At 65.7% G+C, this 12,154-nt stretch carries 9 protein-coding genes; 6 read left to right on the plus strand and 3 right to left on the minus strand.

Annotated features, from left to right (window positions below; translation table 11 throughout):
* Positions 1-26 precede the first annotated feature (26 nt).
* The gene (locus tag F614_RS0101635) at positions 27-1,040 is read right to left on the minus strand and encodes a thioredoxin fold domain-containing protein (protein ID WP_026280681.1); all 1,014 of its coding nucleotides are present in this window, start codon (positions 1,038-1,040) and stop codon (positions 27-29) included.
* 82 nt (positions 1,041-1,122) lie between these two features.
* Positions 1,123-2,409 (minus strand): serine--tRNA ligase, encoded by a 1,287-nt coding sequence (gene serS, locus F614_RS0101640; RefSeq protein WP_019558108.1) that lies wholly within the window; start codon positions 2,407-2,409, stop codon positions 1,123-1,125.
* Positions 2,410-2,656: 247 nt separating this feature from the next.
* Between serS and F614_RS0101645 the strand changes: the two genes are divergently transcribed.
* The 4 genes from F614_RS0101645 to F614_RS0101660 all read left to right on the plus strand — a co-directional run bounded on the left by F614_RS0101645 (position 2,657) and on the right by F614_RS0101660 (position 7,663).
* Positions 2,657-4,153 (plus strand): FAD-linked oxidase C-terminal domain-containing protein, encoded by a 1,497-nt coding sequence (locus tag F614_RS0101645; RefSeq protein ID WP_018882012.1) that lies wholly within the window; start codon positions 2,657-2,659, stop codon positions 4,151-4,153.
* Positions 4,154-4,190: 37 nt separating this feature from the next.
* Positions 4,191-5,141, plus strand: a complete 951-nt coding sequence (locus F614_RS0101650) for a diguanylate cyclase domain-containing protein (protein WP_019558109.1) — start codon at positions 4,191-4,193, stop codon at positions 5,139-5,141.
* A gap of 41 nt (positions 5,142-5,182) precedes the next feature.
* The gene (locus F614_RS0101655) at positions 5,183-6,154 is read left to right on the plus strand and encodes a sensor domain-containing diguanylate cyclase (RefSeq protein WP_019558110.1); all 972 of its coding nucleotides are present in this window, start codon (positions 5,183-5,185) and stop codon (positions 6,152-6,154) included.
* A 204-nt stretch (positions 6,155-6,358) separates the two neighbouring features.
* A complete protein-coding gene (locus F614_RS0101660; protein WP_018867031.1) occupies positions 6,359-7,663 on the plus strand; it encodes a citrate synthase in 1,305 nt (434 codons plus the stop codon).
* Between the two features lie 104 nt (positions 7,664-7,767).
* On the opposite strand, the gene F614_RS0101665 is transcribed toward F614_RS0101660, so the two are convergent.
* A complete protein-coding gene (locus F614_RS0101665) occupies positions 7,768-9,156 on the minus strand; it encodes a TolC family outer membrane protein (protein ID WP_026329777.1) in 1,389 nt (462 codons plus the stop codon).
* A 401-nt stretch (positions 9,157-9,557) separates the two neighbouring features.
* Between F614_RS0101665 and F614_RS0101670 the strand changes: the two genes are divergently transcribed.
* Positions 9,558-10,232 carry a transglutaminase-like cysteine peptidase gene (locus F614_RS0101670; RefSeq protein ID WP_038032697.1) on the plus strand — a complete coding sequence of 225 codons (675 nt, stop codon included), beginning with the start codon at positions 9,558-9,560 and terminating at the stop codon, positions 10,230-10,232.
* Positions 10,233-10,245: 13 nt separating this feature from the next.
* The gene (locus tag F614_RS0101675; RefSeq protein ID WP_026279256.1) at positions 10,246-12,153 is read left to right on the plus strand and encodes a LapD/MoxY N-terminal periplasmic domain-containing protein; all 1,908 of its coding nucleotides are present in this window, start codon (positions 10,246-10,248) and stop codon (positions 12,151-12,153) included.
* Position 12,154: the final 1 nt, after the last annotated feature.

The raw sequence follows: 12,154 nt of genomic DNA on the forward strand, positions 1-12,154 counted from the left end.
GGCAGTTTCCTCGGTTCGGAGTGTCGTCAGGGACGCGCCGGCTGCTGCGCCCGCCAGCGTTCGAAGGTCGCGTATTCCTCGTAGCCCCGCGTCAGCACGTAGTCCATCACGTTGCGCAGTCGATTCAGGTGCACCACGGAGTCGATGCGGATGATCTCCTCACCCTGTTCGTCGAAGAAGATCAGGGTCGGCGCCCAGTGTATATCCAGCGCCGCTGCCCACTCCTTCGGGTTCGTGCGTTCCCCGCCGGGGGTCAGCACCGGGGTATCGGCATCGTCGGCATCCAGCTGCACCGCATCCATCAGCGCGATGCGTTCCAGCACCTCATCCTGTTGCAGTGGCTCGGAATGCAGGATATCGCAGGCATGGCAAGCCTCGCGCTCGAAGAACACCACCAGCGGCCGATCCGCAGGGATCCGGCTGCGATCCAGCGCATACGGCGGGTTCGCGAAAAAGTCGCGCTGGTTCATGTCGTCCAGGTCAAATTTCGGCGGCGGGTCGGCCCGGTCCAGGTAGTCACGGAAGCTCCCCTCCCGGTCGTGGCGGTCAATCACGTACTCCAGCAGCGCGCGAAAACGATACGGCGGGTAGTAGCCACGCATCTGGTGGATGCGCTCGCCCTCCTCGTCGTAGAAGGCAATCGAAGGGGTGAAGTTGAGCCGCTGTTCGGCCGCGTAGCGCCGCTCGATCCAGGTCTCGCCATCGAGATCGGTAACTTCCCGCGTCCCCAGGGCATCAATCGCGACGACATTGAAATGCGCCGACAGATACTCGCGGATGTCGTCCTGCGCGAAATTCTTGTCGAACAGCGCCTCGCAGTAGGGACAGTCGTCCATGCCGAAGTAGACCGCCAGCCCCATCTTGCCCTGCTCGACCGCATCGTCCAGGTCCTCGCGCAGGTCCAGGAAACTCAGTTCGAACCAGTCCGGCGTATGCAGGCCGATCGGCCGCGGCGTGTCGTCGAAGACCAGTCCTTCGTCCGCCCCGGCCCCGTCGTCCGCCGACACGGGCGACGCCACAAGCGCCCACGCCAACATCATCAGCGCGAGACCGGCCAGCAGGCCGGGATGGCAAATTCGGCAAGACGGGCGTTTCACGTGGGCGGTTTTCCGAAAGGGCCTGCTACTCGGACGGCGGCTCCAGCACCGAGGTTCCCCCGAGATACGGACGCAGCTTTTCCGGGATCCGGATGGAGCCATCCGCCTGCTGATGATTCTCCAGCAACGCGACCAGTGCGCGCCCCACCGCGACCCCCGAGCCATTGATGGTGTGAACCAGCTCGGGACGCTCGCCGGCCTTCGGCCGGAAGCGCGCCTGCATACGCCGGGCCTGGAAGGCCTCGAAGTTCGAGCACGACGAGATCTCGCGGTACGCATCCTGCGCCGGCAACCAGACCTCGAGGTCATAGGTGCGCGCCGCGGCGAAGCCCATGTCACCAGTGCTCAAGAGCATGACGCGATAGGGCAGTTCCAGTGCCTGCAGCACGGCCTCGGCGTGCCCCAGCAGGCTCTCGAGCGCCGCATCGGAGTCTTCGGGCCGAACGATCTGCACCAGCTCCACCTTCTCGAACTGGTGCTGCCGGATCAGGCCGCGCACGTCACGGCCGTAGCTGCCCGCCTCGGAGCGGAAGCACGGGGTATGGGCCACCATCCGCAACGGCAGCTCGTCGGCCTCCAGGATCTGGTCCCGCACCAGGTTGGTCAGCGTGACCTCGGCCGTGGGGATCAGGCGGTAGCGCTGATCACAGTCCACCGAGAACAGATCCGCGTCGAATTTCGGCAACTGGCCGGTGCCCTCCAGCGACTCGGGATTCGCCAGGTAGGGCACATAGGTCTCCTGGTAGCCGTGCGAGCCGGTGTGCAGGTCCAGCATGAACTGGGTCAGCGCCCGGTGCAGCCGGGCCATCTCCCCGCGCATGACCACAAACCGCGACCCGGCAACACGAACGGCCGCCTCGAAATCCAGCCAGCCGCCCGGCAGACCCAGATCCACGTGATCCCGCGGCGTGAAGTCGAAATCCGCCGGCGTACCCTCGCGCCGGATTTCCACGTTGGACTTCTCGTCCAGACCGTCCGGCACATCCGCCTGCGGCAGGTTGGGGATCCACATCAACAGCGCGTCGAGTTCCTCCTGCACCCCATGCAGGTCGGTCTCGCACTGCTTGAGCTCGTCGCCCAGACGCCCGACCTCGGCCTTCAGCGGTTCGATGTCCTCCCCCCGGGCCTTGGCCTGACCAATGCCCTTGGAACGGGTATTGCGCTCGGCCTGCAGCTCCTGGGTGCGCACCTGCAACGCCTTGCGCCGGGCTTCCAGGGCCTCGAAACGTTCGCGGTCCAGGGTGTACCCCCGACGCTCGAGCGCGGTGGCGGTCGCGTCCAGATCCTGACGCAGGCTGCGGATATCAAGCATGACGGCTTTCCAGTACGGGGTTGCGGGAACGACGGGGAAGTCTACGGTTGCGGCCCCGTGGCGTCCACGGGCACCACCCGGTCGCTCACGAAGCCATCGCCCCCGGGGACGCACACCCCGCACAGCCCGGCGGCCGCGGCCACACCGGAACCCCGCCCCATCCCCATCCCATGCGCAGTTCGCGGAAAAGACCTACAGTTTATGCGATCACATCGCGTGCACCCAGCAGGCCCCTACCATCGAAGCCATGAGCGCACATCCGTCCATCGACCCGACCGAGACCGCCACGCAGGCACTGGCCACGGTCATCAACACCCTGGCGACCGCGCTGCCCGCCGATGCCCTGGTGACCGAGACCGCGGAACGCCGCGCCTACGAGTGCGACGGCCTCTCTGCCTACCGCCAGATCCCAGGGGCGGTCGCCCTCCCGCGCACGCGGGAAGAACTCCTGACCTGCCTGCAGGTCTGCCGCGAACACGGGGTGCCGATCATCCCGCGCGGCGCCGGCACGGGGCTGTCCGGCGGCGCACTGCCGAGCGAGACCGGGCTGCTGCTGTCCATGGCACGCTTCAACCGCATTCTCGAGATCGACGCGGACAATCGCTGTGCAGTGGTGCAGCCGGGGGTGCGCAACCTGGCGATCTCCGAAGCCGCGGCGCCGCAAGGGCTCTACTACGCCCCCGACCCCTCCTCGCAGATCGCCTGCTCCATCGGCGGCAACGTCGCCGAGAACGCGGGGGGCGTGCATTGCCTCAAGTACGGGCTGACCGTGCACAACGTCATCGGGCTGGAGATCGTCACCCTCGACGGCGAGACCATCCGGCTGGGCGGCAAGACCCTGGATACCGCCGGCCTGGACCTCCTCGCCTTCATGGTCGGTTCCGAGGGCATGCTGGGGATTGTCACCGAGGTTACCGTCCGGCTGCTGCCACGCCCGGAACGCACCCAGGTTCTGCTCGCCAGCTTTGCCGACGTGGAATCGGCCGGGCGCGCCGTGGCCGGGATCATCGCCGCCGGCCTGATCCCGGCCGGGCTCGAGATGATGGACAACGCCGCCATCCGCGCCGCGGAGGACTTCGTCCACGCCGACTATCCGACCGACGCGGCGGCCATCCTCCTGTGCGAGCTCGACGGGACCAATGCCGAGGTCTCGGAGGACATCATGGTCGTGCGCAAGAAGCTGCTGGACCTGGGCGCCACCGAAGTGCGCACCGCCCGCGACGATGCCGAGCGCGCCCGCTTCTGGGCCGGGCGCAAGGCGGCGTTCCCCGCCGCCGGCCGCATCTCGCCGGACTACTACTGCATGGACGGCACCATCCCGCGCCACCAGCTTGGCATCGTTCTGGAACGCATCAACCGGCTGTCACAAGAGCACGGCCTGGGGGTGTGCAACGTGTTCCACGCCGGCGACGGCAACCTGCACCCGCTGATCCTGTACGACGCCAATCAGCCCGGACAACTGGAGACCGCGGAGACCTTCGGTCAGCAGATCCTCGAGCTGTGCGTGGAGGTCGGCGGCACCGTCACCGGGGAACACGGCGTCGGTGTGGAAAAGCTGGACGGGATGTGCGTGCAGTTCGCCGCCCCGGAGCTGGAACAGTTTCACCACCTGCGCCGTGCGTTCGACCCGCTGGGCCTGCTCAATCCCGGCAAGGCCGTCCCCACCCTGGCACGCTGTGCCGAGTTCGGGCGCCAGCATGTACACGGCGGCCAGGTGTCGCATCCCGATCTGCCGCGTCTGTAGGATGCCAGCCCCGAACCCACCGCACGCGACCGCTACCATGTCCGACACGACGCTGGCCACCCCGCTGGCCGACGAGTTCTCCGGTGCCGTCGATGCCACCCTGAACGCGCTGCAGGCCCTGGTCCCACTGGACATCTGGATGCTGACGCGAGTCGAGGCCGACGACTGGATCGTCCTGCACACACGCGGGCGGGCCCCACGCTTCCGTCCGGGTGCCGCGTTCAGCTGGCAGCACTCCTACTGTGTCCACATGCACGCCGGCGAGGGGCCGAACGTGGCCGCCGATGCGCGCAGCGTGCCCGCCTACGCCAGTGCCCCCATCAATGACATCGCGGCCATCGGCTGCTACGTGGGATTCCCCCTGCACGACGCCGAAGGCCAGCTGTTCGGCACCCTGTGCGGTCTGCACCCCGAGCCCGTGGATCCCGCCATCGAACGCCACGAACCGGTCATCCGCGCCCTGGCCGAATCCCTGAGCCACGTGCTGCGCCTGAGCCAGCGCGCCGAGGTCCTGGACCGCCTGCGCCAGCACACGGCCCTGTCCGTGCACAGCGACCCGCTGACCGGGGTCCTCAATCGGCACGGCTGGGAGCTCGCGCTGGAGGCCGAAGAGACCCGATGCCAGCGGCTCGGGCAACCCGCCGGGATCATCGCGCTGGATTTCTTTCCGGAGGGCTTGTCCTCCGACGGGGCCGAAGGCCACGACGACACCGAACTGGTGCGGGCGATCCTCGCCCTGCAGGAGCGGGCACACCCCACCGACCGGATCGGACGCCTGGGTGGCGGCCGCTTCGCCCTGCTCGCGAGCGAGATGAAGAACCCGTCGCTCGCGGAACGCGCCCGATCACTGCAACAATATCTGGCGGATCAGGGCATCCCGGCCAGTGTCGGGTACGCAGCACGCGAACCGGGCACCGGCACCCTCGCAAGCGCCCTGCAAAACGCCGCACGCGGGAAACGCAACGCGCCACAACCCACGTCTCCCTGAACCACCCGTCCCGCCCCAGCGCTCGCTCGACAGGACACACCATGGCCCGGACCTTCGACCCAGCCGACCCTTCGCACACGCCGTTCAATCTCGGGGTCGATCACACCCTGAAGCTGCTCCACCGCCTCGCGCCGCTGGATGTCTGGATGCTGACCCGCATCGAGGACAACGAGCAGATCGTGGTGCGCGCCGACGACCACGGCTACGGGATTGAACCGGGCACCGCCTTTGACTGGGGCAACTCCTTCTGCATCCGCATGCTGGCCGAGCGCGGCCCGCGAATCGCTCCGGAAGTGACACAGGTGCCCGCCTACCAGGATGCACTTGCCGCGCAGACGGATCCACCCGCCATTGGCAGCTACATCGGCTTTCCGGTACACGACCGCGAGTACGGCATGTACGGCGTGCTGTGTGCAATGCATCCCGAGCCCGTCTCCCAGGCGATCGAATCGCGCGCGGGAGAGATCGAGTCCGCGGTTCAGGTGATCGAGGCACTGCTGCGACAACGCCGCCACATCGACGAACTCGAACGCGAACGCGAAGCGCTGATCCTGGAGGCCTACAACGACAGCCTGACCGGTACCCGCAACCGCCGCGGCTGGCAGATCGCGCTCGATGCCGAGGAACAGCGCTGCGAGGATCACAGCCTTCCGGCGGGCATCATCGCCCTGGATCTCGACCACCTGAAGGCGGTCAACGACCATGAGGGCCACGACGCCGGTGACCGGATGATCCAGGCGGCGGGCCAGGCGCTGCGGAGTGCCAGCCGCGAGAACGATGTGGTCGCGCGCCTGGGCGGCGACGAGTTCGGCGTGCTCCTGCCGGAGACCCCGGCGGACTACCTGCCCGAGATCGCCGACCGGCTGCGCGCGGCGCTCCTGGCGGCAGGTGTCGAGGCCTCCATTGGCTACGCCTGCCGCACCGTCAGCGGCTCGCTGGCCGCCGCCCAGAGCAACGCCGACGCCGCCATGTACGCCGACAAGCGCCAGCGCCGCGGCCCGTCGGCCCACTGATCGCCGCCAGGGAAGCACTGACTCATGGTTACGCGCGTTGCGGCCCGCCTGCGCCCCGAAGTCGCGCAGGTGCCGAGCGGCGGGTATCCAGAACCGGCGGCCCGTCTCGCTCCGCCCCGCCCGAAACCCGCTGCCGCAGGCCCGCCTTTGGTTTACCATTGAGGCCTTCGCATCCGGGCGACCCCAATTCTACGAGGCCGTTTCATGAGCAAAACCGTCACGCTGACCGACAACACCACGGGCAAGAGCATCGAGCTGCCGATCCAGGAGGGCTCGCACGGCCCCAACTGCCTGGATATCCGCGCCCTGTACAAGGAGCTTGGCTACTTCACCTACGACCCGGGCTTCATGTCCACGGCCAGCTGTCGTTCGGACGTCACCTTCATCGACGGCGACGAAGGCACCCTGCTCTATCGCGGCTACCCCATCGAGCAACTCGCCTCCGAGAGCACCTATCTCGAGGTCTGCTACCTGCTGCTGAACGGCGAACTGCCCTCCTCCGACGATCTCCACGACTTCTCGCGCATCATCAAGGAACACTCGATGCTGCACGAGGCGGTGCGCCGCTTCTTCGACGGCTTCCGCCACGATGCGCACCCGATGGCGATCATGGTCGGCGTAGTCGGCGCCCTGTCGGCCTTCTATCACGACAACGTCGACGTGCATAACCCGGAGCACCGCCGCATCGCCGCGCACCGGCTGATCTCCAAGATGCCGACCATCGCCGCCTGGTCGTACAAATACGCCCACGGCCAGCCGTTCATGTACCCGGATAACAACCTGTCCTACACGGCCAACTTCCTGTCGATGATGTTCGGGGTCCCCAGCGAGCCCTACCAGCCGAACCCGGTGTTCGTGCGCGCGCTGGACCTGATCCTGATCCTGCATGCCGACCACGAGCAGAACGCCTCGACCTCCACCGTGCGCCTGTCCGGCTCCTCGGAGGCCAACCCGTTCGCGGCCATCTCCGCCGGCATCGCCTCGCTGTGGGGCCCGCTCCACGGCGGCGCGAACGAGAAGGTCATCCGCATGCTCGAGGAGATCGTGAACTCCGACAAGAGCGTCGAGGACTTCGTCGCCCGGGCCAAGGACAAGAACGACCCCTTCCGCCTGATGGGCTTCGGTCACCGGGTCTACAAGAACTACGACCCGCGCGCCAAGATCATCCGCAAGATGTGCCACGAGCTACTGGAAGAGATGGGCGACATGGGCGCCGACAACCAGCCGCTGTTCGACGTAGCGATGGAGCTCGAACGCATCGCGATGGAGGACGACTACTTCATCGAGCGCAAGCTCTACCCGAATGTCGACTTCTACTCCGGCATCATCCTGCGCGCGATGGGCATCCCGCTGAACATGTTCACCGTGATCTTTGCGCTGGCCCGCACCGTCGGCTGGATCTCGCACTGGAACGAGATGATGATGGACCCCGAATCCCGCATCGGCCGTCCACGCCAGCTCTACACCGGCTACCCCTCCCGCGAATACGTCGCCATCGAGCAGCGCTGAGCCAGAAGACCCGGCAGGCGTACCGATCGGCATGCCCTCCAACCGAAAAAGGGCCAGCCCTCAGGCTGGCCCTTTTTTGTGTGCCGGACATGCCCGGCGGTCAATCAGCGAAAGATGCTCTCGTGCCGGGTTTCCATCATCTGCGGTGCTTCCGGCGGGCACACCGAGTCCGGCTCGATGCGTGCACGCTCGTCGACCAGCCCCAGATCGGCAGCCGTCGGCATATCCCCACGCGAAATCTCCAGATACTCAAGCAACCGGCCAAGGCCGTTCAGCGCCCGTGCCTTCGCGATTTCCATGTCGTGCTGCGCGTTGATATAGGCGCGGCTCGCCTCGAAGTACTCGTTCTCGGTGTCGAGTAGGTCCAGCAGGCTGCGCTGGCCGATACCGAACTGCTGTCGGTATGCGGTCCGCACACGGTCCGAGGAATCGCGATGCTGACGGAGGAAACGCAGCTGGCTTTCCAGGGAACGGACGTCGTTGTACGCCACCGATACGGTCTGACGGACGTTACGGCAGACCACTTCCTGTTGGTCACGCGCCTGATTGAACTCCTCCGTGAACTGGCGTACACGCGCCTGATCCGCTCCACCCCGGAAGAGGTTGAACGTCATCATCACCATTGCCGAGGTGTCGTGGACCCGGATGTCCTGCCGCTCCAGAAGATCGTTCTCGTAGGCGTGACGCAATTGCAGGTCGACCCGGGGGTGGAAGGCCGCACGGGCGACGTTGCGTTGCTCCTGCGCCGCCTCCATGTTCCTCAGGGACGCAAACATGGCCGGGTTCATGGTGACCGCCTCGGTCAGTGCCTCCTGCACCGTACCCGGGATGGGCTCTTCGGAGAACGTCCCGACGAGATCCGCCCGGCCATCGGCTGGCATCTGCCCGACCACGCGATAGTAGCGAGCATTGACATCATGCAGGTTCTGTCGCTCGGTCAGAAGATTGGATTCCGCAAGCGCGAGGCGGCCGGCCGCCTGTTCCAGATCCACGCCCCGGCCAACCCCGCGCTCGGTTTGATCGACGATCTGATCGTAGACGTCTTTGTGGGCGTCGTAGTTTTCCTGCGCCAGATCCACCAGCAGCCGCTGACGCTGGACGTCGGCAAACGCCCGAACAGCCTCCAGCGCAATATGCTCGGTCGCCTCCCGCAGCTCGAAGAACCGGACACGCTGGATCTCGCCAAGACGATTCACCTCGCTGGCAGTCTCGAACCCGTCATACAACATCTGCGTCAACGTAATATCCACGCCGCGCGGGTTACGCGAGAAGGTGTCGAAACCGTCGTCACTGTAACGCTGCCGCTGGTAACCCGCGCGCGCGTTGAGATCGATCTCCGGCATGAATCGGCCGCGCGCACCAGTCTGCTCTTCGCCGGCCGCACGAAATGCGTGCCACTGCGACTGGACCTCCGGATTGGACAGTACCGCCTCCATGGCGGCGTCCCGGAGTTCCTCTGGCGGCGCTGCATGCGCAGACACCCCCACCGCCATCGCCACGGCCGCCGTCAGGCCGACGAGAGCCCCCTTGCTGATCACAGTCCCGAATCGCTTCATCGCTCTTGTCCTTTCATTTGGCACGGACACCCCCCAGAACGACCTCTGCCGGGCTTTTTTCTTGCCGGTCAGAAAAGTTCTGGTTATCAAAACTTTTGAATACTAGGGACCACCCCCAGGTGGCACAACTCTCGCTTCCTTCGCCGGCTAACGCTCGCTAAACGGAAAACGAAAAAGAAGTGATATTAAAGATGATTTTCTCTTTACGAATCTGGCTTTTGCCGTCAGCGTAGCCCATCATCGGGTGTGATGCGTAATCCGCTTTCACCGGAGGGCACGCCCACGTGCTTCTGTCTTGTGCCCGCACCCCCTCACAAGTGACCCGGCTGCTCGGCGTCGTGCTGATGCTGGCGCTGGGCACGTGGACCCTGGGTACTTCCGACGCGGGGCTCGAAGACTTCGCGCAACTGGAGGAGGTCGCCGCCATCCGGTACGGCCCGGAGACCGCGGAGCGGGTCCGTGAATGGCGCGAGTTGCTCGAATCGCTGGCAGACGAAGACGAGCAAACCCAGATCGCACGGGTGAACGAGTTCTTCAACCGTCTATTGCGTTATCAGGACGATCAGGTCACCTGGGGCCAGGAGGACTTCTGGGCGACGCCGCTGGAGGCCATGGACAAGGGTGCCGCCGACTGCGAGGACTACTCGATCGCCAAGTACGTCAGCCTGCGCAAACTGGGCATCCCGGATGAACGTCTGCGGCTCTTTTACGTGCGCGCCCGTATCGGCGGCCCGGGCAGCAACCTGAGCCAGGCCCATATGGTCCTGGGCTACTTCGAAACTCCGCGCGATGAGCCCCTGGTTCTCGACAATCTGATCACCCGTATCGAGCGCGCCGGGGAGCGCGACGATCTGACGCCAATCTTCTCGTTCAACAGTCGGGGCCTCTGGCCCGACGGCGCATCACAATCACAGGCCGACCCGACGGCCCGGCTGTCCCGCTGGCGCCGGGTCCTGGAACAGCTGGCGGAATACGGTCTCGATCTTGAACAACCCATCAACCCGACCCCATAAAGAGGGCGCAGGCATGACGTTGAGAAAACAACTCTGGATCGCAGTGGCCATCATCATGCTGCTCGCGCTGCTGGTGAGCATCGTCGCCAGCACGTTGTCGGCACGCAACTACCTGGCCCAGCAGATCCTGACCAAGAACATCGACAACGCCGCCTCGCTTGCCCTGTCGCTTTCCCAGCTGCCCAAAGACGACACGACCGTCGAACTGCAGATTGCCTCCCAGTTCGATACCGGCCACTACCGCCATATCCGGCTCGAGGATCCCACGGGCGATCTCATGCTGGAACGACGCAATCCCGAAGCGCCGCGGGGTGTCCCGATGTGGTTCATCGACACCCTGGATTTCGATGTCCGCCCCGGGGTGGCACAGGTGTCCGACGGCTGGTCGTCCTTTGGCACGCTGATCGTCGAGAGCCAGACCAATTACGCATACGAAGAACTCTGGGCCGGCACCCTTCGATTGACGGCAATCTTCACGGTGGGGCTCCTGGTCATCGGTTTACTGGGGTCGTTCCTGCTCGGACGACTCATCCAGCCCCTCCGGCAAGTCGTGGACCAGGCCGAAGCGGTCGGTGCACGCCGCTTCATTACCACCCCGGAACCGCGCACATGGGAATTCCGCGCCCTGGTACGTGCCATGAACCAATTGACCGAGCATGTCCGCGCCATGCTCGTTGAAGAGTCGAGACGACTGGAACGCCTGAAGACCCGACTGCAGCACGATGACGTGACGGGCCTGCTGGCTCGGGAGCCCTTTCTCGCCCGCCTGCAGGCCACGCTGGATAACCGACATGCGGGTTCCTCCGGCAGCCTCGTGGTGCTCCGCATCCACGACCTGGCCACGATCAACCAGATCGTCGGCCACCAAAATCTCGATGCGCTGCTCGCGCGAATCGCGAAGGTCGTGGAACAGGCCGTCGCCCATACCGAGTATGGCGCCGCCGGACGGCTCAACGGCTCCGACATCGCGGTCTTTGGTGACAGTATCGCGGACAGTCACCGCTTCGCGCAGTCCCTTCTGGGCGGCGTTCGGGATGCGCTCGGCGACGACGCACCCGACGCCCTGACGCTTCATGTTGCCGCGACCCTCTACCACCCTGAAGACACCACCGGGGAGGTTCTTGCGCGAGCGGATCTCGCGTTGGCACGGGCGGAACTGGAGCCCGGCGATGCAGTCGCCCACGAGCCCCATGCCGCCCTTCCCTATTCGGACCAGCATCAATGGCGGGCGGCCATCACCGACGCGCTAGACCAACACGGGGTCGAGCTGGGCCGGTTTCCGGTGATCGATGCCGACCAACAGCTGATGCATCACGAAGCGCCGATGCGCCTGTTACTCGACGGCGAACGGCGACCCGCGGGCTATTTCATGCCCTGGGCCGTGCGCCTCGATCTGATCCGCCGGCTCGACGACGCCGTCCTGGAAGCGGCCCTGTCTCAGCTGCAATCGCCCGACGAACGCCTGGCCATCAACCTCTCGGTCAACAGCCTGCGTGACACCCACTTCCGTCAGGCCCTCGAGTCCCGGTTGCAACTCGAACCCCAAGCGGCGGGGCGCCTGTGGGTCGAGTTCCCGGCTCGTGGTGCACTCGCACACCCTGCGGAACTTCGCGATCTCTGCCGCATCGCGCGCCTGACGGGGTTCACCGTGGGGCTCGAGCACGCAGGACCGGAAGCCTTTCAGGCGCACGACCTGACCACCTTTGGCCTCCATTATGTCAAACTGCAGGCTTCCCTGGTCCACGGCGTGCATCGCTCCAGCGAGACCCAGGCCCTGATACGCGGGCTTTGCACCCTGGCCCACTCCATCGGGATCCTTGTGATCGCCGAAGGCTGTGACAGCAGCGACGACATCGAACTGCTGATGGACGCCGGCATTGATGCCGTCACGGGGAGCGCCGTCCGGGAACCGACGCGTTAGG

Source organism: Thioalkalivibrio sp. ALE12, from assembly GCF_000381105.1.
Taxonomy (GTDB): Bacteria; Pseudomonadota; Gammaproteobacteria; order Ectothiorhodospirales; family Ectothiorhodospiraceae; genus Thioalkalivibrio.